The sequence below is a fragment of the Pseudomonas sp. RIT-PI-r genome, from assembly GCF_001297015.1.
Lineage (GTDB): Bacteria > Pseudomonadota > Gammaproteobacteria > Pseudomonadales > Pseudomonadaceae > Aquipseudomonas.
The window spans coordinates 111,592-130,303 of the sequence record NZ_LIGE01000023.1 but is presented as its reverse complement, the minus strand read 5'-3'; the positions used below and the strand labels follow the sequence as shown (position 1 = coordinate 130,303).

Genomic DNA, 18,712 nt, shown 5'->3' with positions numbered 1-18,712 from the left:
TAAGCATTCGCGAGCAGGCTCGCTCCCACAGGGGTATTGCGGTGTGGCTTATTCGATGAAGGTGACCACGCCACCCGTCAGCGATTTCACCCGGGCCAGCGATTCAACGCGATAGCCCTGCGAATCCAGTTCGGCGCGGCCGCCCTGGAACGACTTCTCGATGACGATGCCCAGACCGGCAACGGTCGCGCCGGCTTGCTTGATGATCGAGATCAGCGCCTGCGATGCCTTACCGTTGGCCAAAAAGTCGTCGATGATCAGCACGCGGTCGCTGCTGGTCAGGTGGCGCGGCGAGATGGCCACGGTGCTTTCGGTCTTTTTGGTGAACGAGTAAACGGTCGCCGACAGCAGGTTTTCAGTCAGGGTCAGGGACTGTTGCTTGCGGGCGAAGATCACCGGCACGCCGAGGTTCAGACCGGTCATGATCGCCGGAGCGATGCCCGAGGCTTCGATGGTGACGATCTTGGTGATGCCCGAATCCTTGAACAGCGAGGCGAATTCGTCGCCGATCAGCTTCATCAGGGCCGGGTCGATCTGGTGGTTCAGGAAGGCGTCGACCTTCAGGACCTGGTCGGAAAGCACGATGCCTTGTTCGCGGATTTTCTGCTGCAATGCTTCCATGAAGCTGTCCTCTTTTGGCGCTTTGTGCGCCGAAGGTCTAGTAAAAAAAGTGGTCAATTCTAGCGCTTTAACATCGCGCGTATATCAGCCAATGCGCTGTTGCCGCGCACGACTTTGACTTCGGTCGGTGTGTCGTCGTTGCCTTCCCAGGCCAGATCGTCCGGCGGCAGCTCATCGAGGAAGCGGCTCGGCGCGCAGTCGATGATCTCGCCGTACTGCTTGCGCTTGGCGGCGAAGGTGAAGGCCAGGGTCTGGCGCGCGCGGGTGATGCCCACATAGGCCAGGCGGCGTTCTTCTTCGATGGTGTCGGCTTCGATGCTGGAGCGGTGGGGGAGAATTTCCTCTTCCATGCCCATGATGAACACGTAAGGAAATTCCAGACCCTTGGACGCATGCAGCGTCATCATCTGCACGCCTTCGGCACCGTCTTCCTCTTCCTGCTGACGTTCGAGCATGTCGCGCAGGACCAGTTTGCCGATGGCGTCCTCGACGGTCATTTCGCCTTCTTCGTCCTTCTCGAGGGTGTTTTTCAACGCCTCGATCAGGAACCAGACGTTGCTCATCCGATAGTCGGCAGCCTTGTCGCTGGAGCTGTTGGTACGCAGCCAGTTCTCATAGTCGATGTCCATGACCATGCTGCGCAGCGCCGAGATCGGGTCTTCGCCGGCGCATTGCTCGCGGACCTTGTCCATGAAGCGCTTGAAGCGCGACAGACGATCGGTGAAGCGGCTGTCCAGATGCTCGCCGAGACCGATTTCGTCGGTGGCGGCGTACATCGAGATCTTGCGTTCGGTGGCGTAGTTGCCGAGTTTTTCCAAAGTGGTCGAGCCGATTTCCCGGCGCGGCACGTTGATCACCCGCAGGAAGGCATTGTCGTCATCCGGGTTGACGATCAGGCGGAAGTAGGCCATCAGGTCTTTCACTTCCTGGCGGCCGAAGAAGCTGTTACCGCCGCTCAAGCGGTACGGCACCTGGTGATGCTGCAACTTCAGCTCGATCAGCTTGGCCTGATAGTTACCGCGATAGAGAATCGCAAAATCGCTGTACGGGCGGTCGGTGCGCAAGTGCAGGCTGAGGATTTCCATGGCCACGCGCTCGGCTTCGGCGTCCTCGTTGCGGCAGCGGATCACGCGGATCTCGTCGCCGTGGCCCATCTCGCTCCACAGCTGCTTTTCGAATTCGTGCGGGTTGTTCGAGATCAGCACGTTGGCGCAGCGCAGGATGCGACTGGTCGAGCGATAGTTCTGTTCGAGCATCACCACTTTCAAGGACGGATAGTCGTCCTTGAGCAACATCAGGTTTTCCGGCCGCGCGCCACGCCAGGCGTAGATCGACTGGTCGTCGTCGCCTACCACGGTGAACTGGTTGCGCTTGCCGATGAGCATTTTTACCAGCAGATACTGGCTGGCGTTGGTGTCCTGGTATTCGTCGACCAGCAGGTAACGCACCTTGTTCTGCCACTTTTCGAGAATGTCGGCATGTTCCTCGAAGAGTTTTACCGGCAGCAGGATCAGGTCGTCGAAGTCCACCGCGTTGAACGCTTTCAGCGTGCGCTGATAGTGGGTGTAGACGATGGCGGCATTCTGTTCCTTGGGATTACGCGCGTTATCCAGCGCCTGAGGCGGCAGGATCAGGTCGTTTTTCCAGGCGCCGATCATGTTCTTGATCTCGTCGACGCCGTCTTCGCCCGCGTATTCCTTCTGCATGATGTCGGTCATCAGCGCTTTTACATCGGTCTCGTCAAAGATCGAGAAACCGGGTTTGTAGCCCAGCCGCGCGTGTTCCTTGCGGATGATGTTCAGACCGAGGTTGTGGAAGGTGCAGACCGTCAGCCCACGCCCTTCGCCGGCCCGCAGCAAGGTGCCGACCCGCTCTTTCATCTCGCGCGCGGCCTTGTTGGTAAAGGTCATGGCGACGATGTACTGGGCGCGGATGCCGCAGTTCTGGATCAGGTGCGCGATTTTGCGCGTGATCACGCTGGTCTTGCCGGAGCCAGCACCGGCGAGCACCAATAGAGGGCCGCCGACGTAGTTCACGGCTTCTTGCTGCCGGGGATTGAGTCGGGACATACGAAAATTCGGGAGTCGTTGACGAAATGGGCCGGCATTTTAACAGGCTCAGAGATTTGTGCTGCTCTGTCCGACTTGTGACGTACCACGCGATTCAAATTTGCCGGTTTTGTTACTTTCGCGGAGGATGCGCGGTGATTTTGCGGCTAATGTACTCATTCGTGACACAAAATAACGTTTCGATAACCGTTGTCATTTGGTCATTGGTCATAGCAACGGCATAATGCCCCCGCCCACATCATTGCAGAGTCTAGGGAGCTAGCTTGTCTACGCCTGTCGAACCCTTGCGTTTGCTGCTACTGGCCGAAGAGCCAGCGTGGACAGCGTTATTGCGTGAGTGTCTGGCTCCAATGGGCAGCGCGGCGGTGCTGATCAGCGCCCCGAGCTGGGAGTCGGTCAGCAGTTTGTTCGAAGACAACCGCCACGCGGTGTTGTTGACGATTCCGGCGTTGCAACCGGCACCCGGTCGTTGCAGCCTGCCGACGGTATTGCTGCTGGAACACGAACCGGACACCGCGCCGGTTGGCGTCAGTGACTGGCTGGTGTTCGACGCCCTTGACGCCGGCATGCTGCGCCGTTGCCTGCGCCATGTGCGCGAACGCGGCGTTCTCGAAAACACCCTGCAGCGCCTCGCCGAACAGGATCCGCTGACCGGCATCGCCAACCGACAGGGTTTTCAGACCTTGCTTGCGGCGCGCCTCGCGGAAAACGACGGTCGTGGCCTGGCCCTCGGCCATCTCGATCTCGACAACTTCCGCCATGCCAATGACGCCCTTGGCCATCAGGCCGGCGATCGCTTGATCCTGCAAGTGGTCGCACGGTTGAAAAGTCAGCTGGAGGCCGGCGATCAACTGGCGCGGCTGGGCAGTGACGAATTCGCCCTGTTGATTGATACCCGCCGCGCGCCGCAACGCGCCGAGTGGATGGCCGAACGCATTACCGAAGCGCTCGCCGAACCGTATTGGGTCGATGGCGAAAGCCTGCTGATCGGCTCCAGCCTCGGCATCGCCCATGCTCGCGCACAGGCCGGGGCCGACCCGCTGATGTGGCATGCGCACATCGCCATGCAGCAGGCCAAGAGCACGCAGGGCTGCACCTTTCATATCTTCAACGAACGCATCAACCGCAATGCACGGAGCATGGCCGACCTCGAAAGCGAGCTGCGCCGGGCGTTGCGTCGCGATGAACTGGAGCTGCATTACCAGCCACGGTTGAATCTTGAGGACGGCCAGATTGTCGGCCTCGAGGCCTTGGTGCGCTGGCGTCATGGCGAGCGTGGCTTGCTGCCGCCCAGCGAATTCGTGCCGTTGGCCGAACAGAGCGGGCTGATTGTGCCGTTGGGTTACTGGGTGATTTCCCGGGCCCTGCGTGATATGCAGGCGCTGCGCGAACGCGGATTGCCGGCGCTGCACATGGCGATCAACCTGTCGTTCCGGCAGTTTCAGGACAGCCAGTTGTTGCCGACCCTCAGCCGCTTGATCGCTGAACGCGGTGTTGAAGCGCAGTGGCTGGAATTCGAACTGACCGAAACCGCGGTGATGCGCCGCAGCGATCTGGTCAAGCAGACCATGGATGCTTTGGGCCGCCTCGGTGTGCGTTTTTCGCTGGATGATTTCGGCACCGGGTTTTCCTCGTTCGTGCACCTCAACAGCTTGCCGATCACCTTGCTGAAGATCGACAAGAGCTTTGTCGGCGGCATGGAGCAGCGCGAGGAGAACCGCAAACTGGTGCACGCGATGATCAATCTCGCGCACAACCTGCATCTGGAAGTGGTGGCGGAGGGGGTCGAGACGCCGGAACAGCTGGAACTGCTGCGCGGCTTTGGTTGCGATCAGGTGCAGGGTTATCTGATCAGCCGGCCGTTGCCGCTGGCGGAACTGGTTGAATATCTGACCTTCGGCTCAAGCCAGCAGTCAGCCCTGGAAATCGTCAGTTGAACGCATAACCCTGTAGGAGTGAGCCTGCTCGCGATAGCGGTATGTCAGATAATCATGCACTGACTGATACAGCGCTATCGCGAGCAGGCTCACTCCTACAAGGGATCTCAGTCAGTCTGGGCGACTGTGTAAGGGCTCGAGGGCGCAGGCTCCAGCCGAATCATCCGCTTCATCTTCCACTCGAACGCCAGCGTCAAACTCACCGCCGCGCACGCCAGACCCAGCGCCAATCCCCACCAGACACCCGTCGGCCCCCAGTTCAAATGGAACGCCATCCACCACGCCGCCGGCGCACCAATCAGCCAATAGCAAGCGAGCCCGACCAGAAACGTGGTCTTCGCATCCTTGAGTCCACGAATGCAGCCCATCGCGATCGTCTGCGTGCCATCAAACAACTCGAACCATGCCGCCACTGCCAACAGGCTCACCGCCAGACGAATCACCTCGGCAAACGCCGGATCATTGTGATCGAGGAACAACCCGACCAACTGATTCGGCAGCAGCCAGAACACCATCGCAAACCCCAGCATCACCACGGCGCCGAAGACGATCCCGACCCGTCCGGACATCCGCGCATCGCTCAATTGCCCGGCGCCGTAATGCTGGCCGACACGCATGGTGATCGCATACGACATGCCCGCCGGCACCATGAACGCCACCGAAACGATTTGCAGAGCAATCTGGTGCGCGCCCAATTGCGTGCTGCCCATGGTGCCCATGCACAACGCCGCAAATGCGAACAAACCGACTTCCACCGCGTAGGTGCCGCCGATTGGCAGGCCGAGGCGCCACAGCTCTTTCAGGTACTGCCGGTTCGGCCGTGACAGGCCCGCGCGCAGCGGATAAGCGTCATACGCCGGGTGCCGGCGGATGTGCCACGCCAACGCGAGTGCCATGCAATTGGCGACGATCGCCGTGACCAGTCCGATGCCCGTCAGACCCATTTTCGGCAGACCGAACATGCCGGTGATCAGCGCGTAATTGAGCAGGAAGTTGGCCACCGTGCCGGCCAGGCTGATAACCATCACCGGCGTCGCCCGGCCAATCGCACTGGTGAAGCCGCGCAAAGCCATGAAACTCAGATAGCCAGGCAGGGCAAAGGGCAGGGCGATGAGGAATTGCCCGGCGGCGTTGACGTTGGTTTCGGTCTGGCCGAACAGCAGCAACACCGGTTTCAGGTTCCACAGCAGTAACCCGGCGCCCAACGCCATCAGCCACGCCAGCCACAAACCGGCTTGGGTCAGCCGCGCTGCACCAATGATGTCGCCGGCGCCCTTGCGAATCGCCACCAGCGTGCCGACAGCCGCAATCACGCCAATGCAGAAAATCGACACAAATGAATAGCTCGCCGCACCGAGACCGCCACCGGCCAACGCTTCCGGGCTGAGGCGCGCCATCATCAGGGTGTCAGTCAGCACCATCAGCATGTGCGCCAACTGTGAAGCGATCAACGGCCCTGCCAGCCGCAGAATGGCCCAGAGTTCGGTACGCACAGGATGCTGCATGGTCATCACCAGTCGATTTCAGAGGGAGCAGGAGAGCGTCGATTCTCGGCGTTTGGCATTTATTGCACAAAGGGATAAAAAGGATGAGTCGCATGAGTAATACTCATCCTGAGTAGAAACTGTCCATTTCGCTGTATCCCGCTGCAGGAGCCTTGTGCATGTCCCGTCGACTTCCTCCGTTGTATGCCCTGCGTGCATTCGAAGCCGCCGCGCGGCACAGCTCGTTCACGCGTGCGGCCGAGGAGTTGTCGATCACCCAGAGTGCGGTGAGTCGGCACATTCGCACGCTCGAAGATCACTTTGCCTGCAAGCTGTTTCACCGCAGCGGTCGCCATTTGCAGCTCACCGAGTCGGCCCGTTTGCTGTTGCCGGGCATCCGTGAAGGCTTCGCAGCCCTGGAGCGGGCCTGTAATACCTTGCGCGCTGAAGATGACATCCTGCGCATGAAAGCGCCGTCGACCCTGACCATGCGTTGGTTGCTGGCGCGACTCAGTCGTTTCCGCCACCTGCAACCAGGCAACGAAGTGCAACTGACCAGCGCCTGGATGGATGTCGATTCGGTGGACTTCAACGATGAGCCGTTCGATTGCGCGGTGCTGCTGAGTGACGGGCATTTTCCACCCGACTGGGAGGCCAGCCTGTTATTTCCTGAAGAGCTGATCCCGGTGGGTGCGCCGAACCTGCTCAATGATCAGCCGTGGGATCTGGCCCGGCTGGCGTCCACCGAATTGCTCCATCCGACCCCGGATCGTCGTGACTGGCGCAGTTGGCTGGAGCACATGGGGCTGTCCGATCAGGTTTCACTCAAGGGCGGCCAGGTGTTCGATACCCTCGAGCTGGGCATGATCGCAGCGGCGCGCGGCTACGGTGTGTCGATGGGCGATCTGTTGATGGTTGCCGAGGATGTCGCGCAAGGACGCCTGAGTCTGCCGTGGCCGACGGCGGTCGCCAGCGGACTGAATTATTACCTGGTGTGGCCAAAGACCCGTCCGGGAGGTGAACGTTTGCGCCGTCTAAGCGACTTCCTGCAAGGCGAAGTCCGCGCCATGGAGCTGCCGGCGGTTACGCGCTTGAGCTGAAACGTTCGAGCCGCCACAATGCCGGCCTTACGCCATACCCTCGCAATGCGCTCAAGTATTCGGCTTTGCCGCCGACTACGAGCAGATGGAACCGTCGTGCCGGTTTCATGAGGTCACCCCCATTATTAAAAAATTTCCGAGCATTGGCTGCGATCAGGGAGGATCCGGTAGCTCGGCCAGGAGCTGTCCATGTCTCAACCTCGCGCTCGGATCGCCTCGCAGCTGGGCCTCGCGCTCGCTGTGATACTGGCGATAGTCATCAGTGGCAGTACGGTGTTCGCCCTGCGTTCGCTGGACTCGGCCAACCTCGCCACCCGTGAAGAACATCTGGCCAGTGAGGCGCGGCTGCTGGCCGACCAACTGAGCACCTTCCACGGCACGCTGCGTGAAAGCACCCAGCGCTTGAGCGGGTTGTTCGAGAAGCGCTTCAGCGCGGGCTTGAGCATTCACCCAAGTGAGCCGGTGACAGTCGCCGGCACGCAGACCCCGGGCCTGCATCTGGGCAGCGAAGTGCTGAACAACAACTTCAAGGAAGTCGACGAGTTCAAGCAGATGACGGCCGGTGTCGCCACGCTGTTCGTACGCAGTGGTGAAGACTTTGTGCGGGTCAGCACCTCGCTGACCAAACAGGATGGCACCCGCGCCATCGGCACCTTGCTTGACCACGCTCACCCGGCGTACGCGAAGTTGATGGCGGGGCAGAGCTATGTTGGCCGTGCGTTGCTGTTCGATCGTTCCTACATGACCCAATACACCCCGGTGCGCGACGGCAGCGGCAAGGTGATTGCGGTGCTGTTCGTTGGTTTCGATTACACCGACGCGCAGAACGCCCAGTTCGACAACCTCAAGCGTTTCCGCATCGGGCAGACCGGTTCGCTGGCGCTGCTCGATGAGCAGAGCAAATGGCTGGTTGCACCGGCAGGTGTACAGGCGCTTGATCAAGCGATTCCAGTGATCAAGGATCTGGCGAAATCGCCGGGCAAAGGTCAGTTCTGGGGTGACAAGTCCGAGGATTTCTACAGTGTAGCGGTGCCGTTCGACGGTGGCCCGTGGTCGGTGGTGGCGAGCATGCCGAAAGCCGAGATTCGCGCGGTGACCTGGAGCGTCGGTACGCAACTGGCCATTGGCAGCTTGCTGGCGATGTTGCTGGCGGTCGGTTCGGTGGTCTGGTTGCTGCGCAGCAAGCTGGCGCCACTGAGCGATCTGGTACGTCAGGCCGAAGCCTTGGGTGCCGGTGATCTGAGCGTGCGCCTGAACGTGTCGAGCAATGACGAGATCGGTCAGCTGTCCCGCGCGTTCAACCAGATGAGCCAAGCCTTGTCGACGATGGTCGAGCACATCCGTCGCTCGTCGGAAGAGGTCAACAGCCGTGCTCAAGCCTTGTCCGGTTTGTCCGGCGGTGCCTACGAAGGCATGGAGCAGCAGTCTGGCGAAATCACCAGCATGGCCGGTGCGGTGGAAGAGTTCAGCGCGACCTCGCTGAACATTGCCGACAACATGGGCGCGACCCAGCGTCTGGCGCAGGAAAACGCCCAGCAGACGCAGATTGGCCGCAGCTCGATGGAAGAGGCATCGTCCTCGCTGGAGCAAATCGCTGGCGCGCTGAACAGCACCGCCACGGTGATCAACACCCTCGGCCAGCGGTCGCAGGAAATCGGCGGTATCGTCGGGGTTATCACCTCGATTGCCGAGCAGACCAACCTGCTGGCGCTCAACGCTGCGATTGAAGCGGCACGTGCCGGTGAACAAGGTCGCGGCTTCGCTGTGGTGGCCGATGAAGTGCGCAGCCTGGCTTCGCGTACCCGTCAGGCGACCGATGAAATTTCCAGCATGATTCACAGCATCCAGCAGGAAACCGGCAACGCGATCAGCACCATGGAGCAGGGCAATGTGCTGATGCAGGAAGGTCTGTCGCGTAACGCCAATGTTGCCTCGGCGCTGGCACGCATCGATGAGCAGAGCCGCTCGGCGGGTCAGCAGTTTGCCGCGATCACTACGGCGACCCAGGAACAGAGCAGCACCGCGACGTTGCTCAGCAGCAACTTGCAGAGCATTGCCTTGGCGAACAGTGAGCAGCGTGAGGTGGTGTCGAACCTTGCAGTCACCGCCAAAGAGCTGGAGAAGTTGGCGGCGGATCTGCGTTCCGAGGTTGATCGTTTCCGTTGATGCGCCGATGCCCTTGTAGGAGCTGACGAGTGCAACGAGGCTGCGATCTTTTGATTCTGAAAAGCAAGATCAAAAGATCGCAGCGTGCCGCAGCTCCTACACGCTGTCAGTTACATTTGGCGTTGCTCGAAACTTCCTTGCTCGCCAGTTTCAACTGCTTGGCCAGTTCGGCCGCGTTGGTGCTTGAGTAAACCCGGCCTCCGGTGTTTTTCGCAATGCACTGCGAAGGTCCGCCAGCGCCGATGTTCACCACGTTGACTCGCAACCGCGGCTGCTCTTGGGCAATGCGTCGGGACACTGCGCAGACGTCTTTCTGGCAACCGTCCTCACCGTCGACAAACATTACGATCACCGCGTCATTGTTACGCCCGTCCACGGTGCTCGCCGCTTTGGCCAGGCTATCGGCCAACGGTGTGCCTTCGTTGGGCACCAGGCCGCGGATCCCGTTGATCAGGCGCTGACGATCGCCGAATTTGAACACCCCTTGGTCCGGCGTGCTTTCGCAACCGGCGAAGGTGATCAGGCGCGTATCGATCTTCGGATCCAGCGCGTTGATCATTCCTGCCAGCGAATCCTGAGCCACATTCATGCGGCTCGGCTTCTCGAAGATTTGCAGGGTCCGGTTGGGGTCCATGTACTTGTTGAGATTGTTGCCAAAAAACCAGTCTTCGTCAGCCTTCACCGCTTTGATGTTGAGCTCCATCGACCCTGATGTATCGAGAACCACGACGAATTGCGGGACCACCGCATTCGGTGCTTTTTTACGGCAGGCGAAGTTGTCCAGTGTCGGTGGCGGCGGGGCGACTACCACCGGTTTTGGCGGCGCAACGGGTGCGGGTTCAGGTACCGGAACAGGTTCCGGCTCGGGTTCTGGTTCTGGAACAGGTTCCGGCTCCACGACAGGCTCGGGCACCGGCTCTACCGGTTGTTCCACGGGCGCCACGATCGGTGCTGCCGGTGGCACCGCGACGACGACCGGTTCACGGTGCAGGAACCACCACAGCCACAACGCCAGTAGCAGCAACAACAGCGCCAGTAAGGCAGCGGCGATCCACCAGCCACGGCGCGAAGGTGGCACTACCGGCGCCAACGGCACGGGCGGCACCACCGGCGGCACGATCGGACGCGGCGGTCGCTGGTTCCAGCGCACCACCAGCGGCTCACCGTTGAGGCTGTAGAGCTTGTCCAGCTCCGGGCTGCCGAGCAGGCTGCGCAGATCATCCGCGACACTTGGCTGCCCGCGTTTTTGCAATTCGTCGGCCAGTTGTTCGAGGGCGGTCTGGCGCACCTCATAGGTTTGCAGCAAGCGTCGCTGCGCGTCCTCATTGAGCTCGGCATAGGGCGTGGGCTGGCCACCCAGTTCGGTCCACCATTCCAGCACCTCGCCACTGCCCATCCGGGGGATGGCGAACAGGCTCGCGGTGGTCGGCGGAAAGTGTTTTTGAATGAGGGCGACTTTGGCCTGCAGCGCACTCATCCCCTCCGGTGTGGCGTGCGCATCCCTGATGACCCGCTGCATGACGACGATTCCTGAAAAAGCTGCAGGCCGGCGACGGCAGGCCTGCGGGGTGAACAGTTACTCTTCGTAACCGAGACTGAACTGCAACTGATTGACCTTCTTCTGCAACGTTTTCAGCTGTTCCTGCTTGGCTGCCAGCGCCGCCGGTGAAGCCTTGGCGGTTGGCGCTGCCTGCGAGGCCTTGAGCTGCTGCTCGAGATCGGCAATCTGCTTCTGCACCGAGCCTTCATTACCGCGTCGGCCCTTGAGCGAAGTCAGCAACTTGCCCAGTGACTGGTTGAGCTCAGCCTGGGATTTCTGCTGGCTGGCCAGATCGAGTTTGGTGTTCAGTTGCTGGGCCTGGATGTTCTGGTAGACCTGGCGGAACATCGCGTTCTGCTGACGCGACTCGGTCAGCGCCTGCTCCTTCTGCTTGACCTGATCGCTGTAACCACCGGAGTAGTCACAGTTCATCTTGGTCAGCATGCTGCTGTCGCGATTGGTCGCATCGCATTCGCCCGGCTTGGTGGCGCAACCGCCCAACGCCAGGATGGCGGTCAGGACCGCCAGCTGTTTTAGCGTCATGTGCTTAGCCCAGAGTGATCGCGGAGCGCTGGCTGTAGAGACCGTCGACTTCCTTCTGCAGGGCCGCGACTTTCTCGTTCATTTTCAGGATGTTCACGTCCACCTGCTTCATCTCGGCGCTGGCACCCTGAGCACGTTCGGCGTCAGCCACTTTGGTGTACTCGGTGACCTTGGTGCGCATGTTGCCGAGGTCTTTGCGCAGACGCGCGATGTTCTGATCGATCTCGGCGATTTGCGCCTGGGCCTTGGTCTTGTCGACCTTCTTGCTGGCGATGTCTTTCTTGATCTGGGCGATGCGTGCCTGATCGTCGTTGATCACCTGTTGCGCGGTCGCGGTACGGGCAACCACATTTTGCGTGTCCTGCTCGACATCGCTGTTCATCTTCGCCAGACGAGTCGTGGTGTCGGAGTATTCGCTGCGACGCTGATCCAGATAGTAGTTGGCGCCCATGGCCACGCCACACGCGGTGATACCGGCGGCGATGGCGCAAACAGCCTTGTTGCTGCTGTTGGACAGCGCGCAACCGAGGATACCGACGCCAGCACCCACGGCACAGGCCTGGTAACCGGACTTGCTGAAGAACTGCGCGTCACTGCCTTGGGTCAGACGTGGGTCAGCACCGTCGCTGCCACCGAGCATCGAGCTGCCAGTATTGGCGCAACCGGTCAGCAGCAGGCTGCCGGTGACAACGAAAGCGATTTGTAGCTTGAAGCGAGTCCAGAGGCTGCGCGACATGGTGAAGCTCCTTGATGACAGTGTTGTGGTGCGTTGTTATTGGGATACGGTTTTGCAGCTGCTGAGCCAGGCGTCGGTGTCGATCTTCTGCTTTTGCAGGAAGGTCTTCTGATTGGCCCAGTGCGTGCGCAAATAAGGTTTGAGGTCTTGCAGCTGTTTGTTGCGGGTGATGATTTCTTCCATCACCGGCACCTGTGCTTCAAGCAGCGGCTGGCCATACAACGTCGCCGATTCCACCAGGCTGCTGGCGTAGTAACGGCTGAGTTTGTGCAGGCGATCCTTCTGCTCGTCGAGCTTGCCCTTGCGCATGTCGCAACTGGCGTCCTTGTCGGCGGACTCGCAGTTGAGCTTGTAGTTTTTCTGCAGGAAATCCACGTACTGGCCGTCATCGAGCATCTTGGTGCAGAGGAACGCGCCGAGGTTGAGGCTGGCGCGAATTGCCTGATCGCGGGTTTCTTCCTGCTGCTGATTGCTCGCACGCAACTGGTTTTCCAGGGCCTGGAGTTTTTCCTTGAGCGCCTTGTCTTCGACGCCCGAGGCCAGATTATTCAGAGATTGCACCGTGCCTTTATCGGCCGATTCGGTTTCCTTGCTGCCGGTGCCGAGCTTCTTCCAGCTGCTTTCGATACTGGCGACGCGTTCACGCGATGTGAGGGTCGGTGAGACCATCACCAGACGCAGACCGGAGGTTTTGTTCTTCACCTGGCCCTCGGCGTTGTAGTACGGCTGTTCCTTGCGCAGCGCAGTGCGCAGGTCGGCCTGCGCGGTCAGGTAGTTACCGCCGCGCACTACATAACCGCCAGCCTGGCCGTGCTGGCGGTCGAGTTTGTTCAGGCGAAACGGCTCGAACATCATCTCGTCGACGTTGCCGAGCATGTCGTGCAAGCCCAGAGGGTTGGGTTTTTGCAGGCCGGTCAGTTGCAGTTTGCCGTTGGACGACTGCGCGCCGGCGAACCACTCATAGGCGTTGATGCCTTCGGGCATCGGATAGTGCGTGTCGCGGAATTCCGCAGCGCCGACTTCCAGTCCGCCACGGGCGGCGAACTCCCACTCGACCTCGGTCGGCAAGCGCAGAAAGCCCAGCACGCCGTCTTCTTTCGGCAACTTGTCGGCGGCGTTCTTGCGCAGCCACAGGTTGTACTTGTCGGCGGCATCGATGGCTTGCACCCAGCTCACGGCGACTTGCGGCAGGCGCATTTTGGTCGCGGCGGTGGGGCAGGGTTCTTCGGGCAGCGCGGCGTATTGCAGCTGACTCATCTCGTACTTGGCCATCAGGTAGTAACGGGATTTATCGCTCTTGCCGCCGGTAAAACTGCCGGCGATGAAGGTCGGCCGAGTCTGTTCGACATAGCCGTACTCGGCGCCGTCCTGACCGATGTTGATCGGGTAGTCATCGAGCGGCCCGGCGACCGGAATGAACACCTTGCGAAACACCATCGAGCCCTCGCACGGCATCGGCAGGACGACGTCGCTGGCCTCGGGCATCGGGTTGTAATACTTCTCTTCCCAGCCCGCCGCCGAGGCGTCGAGCAGGTAGCCCAGGCTCAGGGGCAACAGCAAGCCAAAACGTTTATAGCTCACGCAGACTCTCCGCAGGTTGGATGCTGATGGCTCGCACGGCGCCGATCACGGCCACCAGTGCAGCGACCAGAAAGGTCAGAAGCAGGGCAGCGAGGCCATGCCAGAAAGTGATGTGGCAAACGAACGTGCCGGTGGCCTGACTGCTGCCGAGCAAGTAGTCGAACAAATGGCTGCCGATGGCGTAAAACCCCAACCCGCCGAGATAACCGGCGAGGCTCAGCAGCAGCGCCTGGGTGATCACGAAGCCGCCGACTGCCGCCCGGTTGAAACCCAGCAGGCGCAGTACCGCGAGGCTTTTGCGCTTGCGGTCGATGTTGGCGAGAAAGGCCCCGACCATCGACGCGACGCAGCCGATCAGCGCCGCCAAAGCAATCACGCCGAAGATCAAACCCAGTACATGGTTGATCGCTTTGACGTTGTCGATATCGGCCAGTCGGCTCGAGGTTTCGATGTGCTGTTCGTTGAGCCAGCGCTCCAGCGGTGCGACCTGATCGATGTCACGCGCATACACGCGGGCCCGGGCATACAGCGGTTGCAGATTGCCTTGCGGCTTGCCGGTGGCGATGCCGAACGCCGCGACCTGATAGCCGTCGCGAAAGCGTTCGAGATCCAGCAGCAGCGGCGGCGCGACAAAACCGGCGGCGCGACCGAAGCGTGCGCCATCCAGCACGGCGAGGACGCTCAAGCTGATTTCGCCGCGCTCGTTGACGCCTTCCAGCCGACGCAGCACCCGCAGTTGCACACGGTCACCAGCCTTGGCCTGCAAGCGTTGTGCGGCGCGGGCGCTGAGAATCACTTGATTGCCGAGCGGGTTGAATTGCGGCAGGTTCAGTTGCGGGTCGCCGGGTTCGGTGGCGATGATTTCCGCGCCTTCGACAAACTTTTGCAGGCCGACAAACAAGTCCGCCTGAGTATTCAGCGAGCGCGTCTGGCCGAGGGCAAATCCGGTTTCCGGACGCTGGCGCAGGCGCTCGATCCAGGCACTGTCGTAGTTGCCATTGCTGAGCATCTTCACTTCAAGATTGCGCGGGTCACGCAGTAATTCATCCTGCAACTGGCTGACCACGCCGTGCTTGAGCCCGAACAACAGCAACAGCGGCGCAATCACCGCCACCAGCGAGGCGGCGATGCACAGCGACACCTTGCGGTCGTGCCAGAGGTCTTGCAGGGCCAGTGTGGTCAGCAAGCGCAGGCGCTCAGTCCATCGGTTCAAACAGTGTCTCTCCCTGACGGCTGATGGCGCCGAGCCGTGGCAAACCGAAATCCTTGAGCAACGCCCAATCATGGGAAACCACCAGGGCGCTCAAGCCCATGCTCGAGACCAGGCTCAGCAACAATTCGAACAAGCGTCGGGCGCTGTGCGGATCGAGAGCGGCGGTCGGCTCGTCCGCCAACAGCAGCAGCGGTTCATGGGCAATCGCGCGCACGCAGGCGACTCGCTGACGTTCACCGATCGACAAAGCGTGTGGCTTCTTATCCAGCAAACCCTGCAGGCGCAGCACCTCGACCGCGTGGTCGATGTGGGCGCTTTGTGCCCGCATCCCCAGCAAGCGACGTGGCAGGCTGATGTTGTCGCGCACACTCAGGAACGGCAGCAAGCCGCCACTTTGCAAAATGAAGCCCAAATCCCGCGAACGCACCGCCGCCAGTCCGGGCTGATCATCGCTGGCCAGCAGGCGGGCAATGTCCTGCGCCGGTTGTGTGGCCGACGTTGTTTTGCCCAGGCGAAAGCGTTCGAGCTCGACCGGCGCGAGCAACAGGCCGATGGCTTCGAGCAGCGTGCTTTTGCCGCTGCCACTCTCGCCGGTGATGGCGAGGATTTCCCCGGCACCGACCTGCAATTGCGGCAGACGCACGTGATGCGCCAGTGCGCCCGCACCGCGGCGCACCAGCAGGTTCTTGATATCGAGCATCAGCGTCTCGTCAGGGCATCATTTCCAGAGGCACGGGATACACGTTATCCCGCGCATCGCTGTCCTTGGCCAATGCCACCCAACGGTCGACGTCAGCGTTGTAGCGCTGGTAGTGGCGCAGTTTGGTGTTGAGCGTGCGGATGAATTTCTCTTGCGCCAGACCGTCCCAGCTCTTCCAGGTCTCTTCGTCGAGGTTCAACACTTCGCTCTGGTACGGCAGGTCTTCGAGGTACTCGCCGAGCACACCCATGTCCGCCAGTTTGGCATTGCCATTCTGTTTGAGCTGATTGGGGTCGGCGCCCATGGTCGCGGCAACCGAGCGCAGGCGATCGAACATTTCCGTCGGCGAAATCAGGCCTTCGTTGGCCGCGTCGAGGATCTGCTTCATCACATCGCTCAAGTCGCTGAGCTGGGATTTGGTCAGTAGCACGCGCACGTCGGTGGTCGGGATGTTCTGCTTGATCAGGTCGCGGTCGGTGATCCACGCCTTGAATACCGGCGGGGCCTTGCTGTTGGTCTTCTCGCCCAGATACGCCAGTTGCATGGCGTGGCCGATCAGGGCCGCATCGTCGAGCATCTTCTTCTCGGCCGGATCCTGCTTGGCGTTCGCCGCGCTGCCGATGGCATCTTCGCCCATGTAGGCGGCTTTTACCTGTGAGGTGATGGCGGCGGCGAGGGTGTCGACCTTGCGCCCGAACTCCTGAATGTCGCCAGCGTTGACCGGGTAGTAAAGCGAGGTGCTGGTGCCCGGGTACGTCGACAGGTTCTGGTACTGCGCTTCGGCTTTGGCGTGGTCTTTGATCCCCGCCGGCGTTTTCAGGTGCAGGGTGTAAATCGCCACGCCCGGATTGGTGGCTTCGAGGCGGACCTGGGCAGCGCTCAAACCGGTTTTCGACAGTTTGTCGTCGCCTTCGATGGCGCCGGCATCGGTGATCAGTACCACGTAACGCGCGCCGAACTGGCTCCAGTCGACCTTGTCGATACTGTGCATCACACCGGCGTAGGCATCTTCGTCGAAACTGCTGCTGGAAACCTTGGCCTGCTTGAGGTCGGCGACCTTGGCGAGGAAGTCCGCGCTGTCCTTCACCTTGGTCGGGTCGGCATACATCTTCGTGGTGTATTCCAGGCCCGGCACCGCATCGGTGCTGGAGCGGAAAGCAACGAGGCCGAACTTCACTTGTTTGCCGAGGTTCTGCGATTCGATCTGCTGATAGACCTTGCGGATCGCCTCACGGGTGCGGTCGATGTACGGGTCCATGGAAATCGTCGAGTCGATGACAAACACCACCGCCGCACTGAATTCCTTCAGTTGGCTGGTGGCCTTGTCTTCGGCTTCCTTGCCGCCGGACGCGCCGCCAGCAGCGACACCTTTGGTGTCTTTTGCCTCGGCTTTGCTGACCGATGCGACATTGAGCAGGCGCGTGCGGAAACCCGCTTCGGTCATGACTTCTTCGCCGCTGAGCACCGGCAGCAGGTAGAACTGCTTTTGCAGGTCGACGAAGTATTCAGGTTCTTCGGCCAGCACGCCGGGGGCCTGCTGGCCTTTCTTCAGCGTGGCCCGCAGTGGGGCGACTTTGCTCACCGGATCCGGCGCATCAAGGATACCTTCGACCGTGGCGCGTTCTTTGAAAAACAGCAGTCGGTCGCGGTTGGCCGGGTTGGTGAAGGCCAGGGTCAGCTGCATTTTCCAGTCAGTGGTGCAACTGGCGGGCAGCCAGCCGATGGTTTTGCCGTAACTGTCGGGGCCGACTTTCAGCCACTCGGCGTTGCTCGCCTGGGCGCGCTCGTAGACGTAGAAACGGCTGAACACCGGTTGCTCGTTGCCGGCCGCACCGCCCGCCGTCGGGCTGATCTTGCAGCCCGGGGTGGTGAGCACACGCTGGAACAGGGTTTTTTTGCCGGCCTGAATCAACGGTTTGTCATCGGCCTGGGCCAGCGAGCCGATGCACAGTGCGAGCAGCGCGGCACCGCTGAGCAGGAAACGATTCATGGAGGTGCGCATCACTTCTGCAACTCCTCGAAACGCTGCTTGGCTTCGGCATTATTCGGATCTTGCGTCAGGATCGTTTCGTACCAGTAAGCAGCGGTGGCGTTGTCCGCTGTAGGGAAGCAATCGCTGGCTTTCAGGTACTTCGGATCGTATTCGTGGGCGTAAGCGTTGGCGATCAGAGCGTCACCGGCCTGGGCGCGGTTGGCGTACAGGCGCTGGGCGACACCGCAGTGTTTGCCGGCCTTGGCCTGGTTGATGATCTCCAGCAGCTTGGCGCTGTCGGGGGCAGCCTTGATGCAGGTCTGGACGAACGTCAGCTCGGGCAGGCTGTTCATGCTTTCCAGGGTGCAGGCCGCGGCATCGGCACTCGCCGGCGGCGTCGTGGCGACCGCCGGAGCGGCAGGTTCCGGGGCACGTTTCATCAGCCAGAAACCGACGGCTGCGGCGATCAGCAGCAACAGCACGATGAGCAGACCGATCAAACCTTTGTTGCTCTTCTTTACCGGTGCTGGCGGCGGGGTGTAGAGAGGCTCAGGGGTAATCGGCTCAGGTTCAACGGGCGCCTCGAGGTCAGGCAGTACCAGCTCAGGCAACTCGGGAATCTCGGGTTCCGGAGCTTTCGGCGTACTCAGTTGCGCAGCGCCGTAAGTCGAGCGGGTTTCACCGCCGGCGGTGGAAGGCAATAGCCCGACGCCCGGTCGAACCACGCCAACGTCGGTATGCCCCGGCCCCTGCTCGCGCAGTTCAATGCGAAATTGCGAATTGGCGCCACCTTCCAGCAACGGGTCGACGACTTCCGGGCCAACCTGGGCTTCCAGCGCTTCACCGCTGGCGGCAACGTCGAAACGCGCCACCTGAAACCAGAACGGGTTGTTGCTCCAGACTTGTCCTTCCTGGAGATAGAAACTGTCCTGGTTACGCTGAATGGAAAACTCCAGCTGTTGCTCGGCGCCTGTCCATTTTTTTACGGTCAGGCAGGCACGGCCAGGGGCATTGGGCTCTAACGCGAGCAGGTCGACACGAATTGGCATT

14 protein-coding genes are annotated in these 18,712 nt (G+C 61.0%); 3 read left to right on the top strand and 11 right to left on the bottom strand.

What is annotated here, in order from left to right:
- Positions 1-48: 48 nt before the first annotated feature.
- Both AK821_RS10180 and rep read right to left on the bottom strand, forming a co-directional pair.
- Positions 49-621 (bottom strand): xanthine phosphoribosyltransferase, encoded by a 573-nt coding sequence (locus tag AK821_RS10180; RefSeq protein ID WP_034152041.1) that lies wholly within the window; start codon positions 619-621, stop codon positions 49-51.
- 59 nt (positions 622-680) lie between these two features.
- Positions 681-2,690: a DNA helicase Rep gene (rep, locus tag AK821_RS10175; RefSeq protein WP_064389545.1), complete on the bottom strand. Its 2,010-nt coding sequence runs from the start codon at positions 2,688-2,690 to the stop codon at positions 681-683.
- A 263-nt stretch (positions 2,691-2,953) separates the two neighbouring features.
- On the opposite strand from rep, the gene AK821_RS10170 reads away from it, so the two are divergent.
- A complete protein-coding gene (locus AK821_RS10170; protein ID WP_064389544.1) occupies positions 2,954-4,627 on the top strand; it encodes a putative bifunctional diguanylate cyclase/phosphodiesterase in 1,674 nt (557 codons plus the stop codon).
- Between the two features lie 107 nt (positions 4,628-4,734).
- Here the strand turns inward: AK821_RS10170 and AK821_RS10165 are convergent, their stop codons facing one another.
- Complete coding sequence (locus tag AK821_RS10165) at positions 4,735-6,132, bottom strand: NorM family multidrug efflux MATE transporter (protein WP_064389543.1); 1,398 nt, start codon at positions 6,130-6,132, stop codon at positions 4,735-4,737.
- A 158-nt stretch (positions 6,133-6,290) separates the two neighbouring features.
- Here AK821_RS10165 and AK821_RS10160 point away from each other — a divergent pair, with 158 nt between their 5' ends.
- Complete coding sequence (locus AK821_RS10160; protein ID WP_064389542.1) at positions 6,291-7,211, top strand: LysR substrate-binding domain-containing protein; 921 nt, start codon at positions 6,291-6,293, stop codon at positions 7,209-7,211.
- Positions 7,212-7,400: 189 nt separating this feature from the next.
- The gene (locus AK821_RS10155; protein ID WP_064389541.1) at positions 7,401-9,377 is read left to right on the top strand and encodes a methyl-accepting chemotaxis protein; all 1,977 of its coding nucleotides are present in this window, start codon (positions 7,401-7,403) and stop codon (positions 9,375-9,377) included.
- Positions 9,378-9,483: 106 nt separating this feature from the next.
- On the opposite strand, the gene AK821_RS10150 is transcribed toward AK821_RS10155, so the two are convergent.
- Genes AK821_RS10150 through AK821_RS10115 form a run of 8 tightly spaced genes read right to left on the bottom strand, consistent with a single transcriptional unit; the run spans position 9,484 to position 18,711 of the window.
- Positions 9,484-10,896 carry a vWA domain-containing protein gene (locus tag AK821_RS10150; protein WP_064389540.1) on the bottom strand — a complete coding sequence of 471 codons (1,413 nt, stop codon included), beginning with the start codon at positions 10,894-10,896 and terminating at the stop codon, positions 9,484-9,486.
- Positions 10,897-10,953: 57 nt separating this feature from the next.
- A complete protein-coding gene (locus AK821_RS10145) occupies positions 10,954-11,460 on the bottom strand; it encodes a hypothetical protein (RefSeq protein WP_064389539.1) in 507 nt (168 codons plus the stop codon).
- 4 nt (positions 11,461-11,464) lie between these two features.
- The gene (locus AK821_RS10140; protein ID WP_064389538.1) at positions 11,465-12,196 is read right to left on the bottom strand and encodes a hypothetical protein; all 732 of its coding nucleotides are present in this window, start codon (positions 12,194-12,196) and stop codon (positions 11,465-11,467) included.
- Between the two features lie 36 nt (positions 12,197-12,232).
- The gene (locus AK821_RS10135; RefSeq protein WP_064389537.1) at positions 12,233-13,777 is read right to left on the bottom strand and encodes an SUMF1/EgtB/PvdO family nonheme iron enzyme; all 1,545 of its coding nucleotides are present in this window, start codon (positions 13,775-13,777) and stop codon (positions 12,233-12,235) included.
- A complete protein-coding gene (locus tag AK821_RS10130; RefSeq protein ID WP_064389536.1) occupies positions 13,767-14,990 on the bottom strand; it encodes an ABC transporter permease in 1,224 nt (407 codons plus the stop codon). Before AK821_RS10130 ends, AK821_RS10135 begins: the two co-directional genes overlap by 11 nt.
- The gene (locus tag AK821_RS10125) at positions 14,974-15,690 is read right to left on the bottom strand and encodes an ABC transporter ATP-binding protein (protein WP_064389535.1); all 717 of its coding nucleotides are present in this window, start codon (positions 15,688-15,690) and stop codon (positions 14,974-14,976) included. Before AK821_RS10125 ends, AK821_RS10130 begins: the two co-directional genes overlap by 17 nt.
- A 10-nt stretch (positions 15,691-15,700) precedes the next feature.
- Positions 15,701-17,692 (bottom strand): vWA domain-containing protein, encoded by a 1,992-nt coding sequence (locus AK821_RS10120; protein WP_177330945.1) that lies wholly within the window; start codon positions 17,690-17,692, stop codon positions 15,701-15,703.
- Complete coding sequence (locus tag AK821_RS10115; RefSeq protein ID WP_064389534.1) at positions 17,692-18,711, bottom strand: hypothetical protein; 1,020 nt, start codon at positions 18,709-18,711, stop codon at positions 17,692-17,694. Before AK821_RS10115 ends, AK821_RS10120 begins: the two co-directional genes overlap by 1 nt.
- Position 18,712 lies beyond the last annotated feature (1 nt).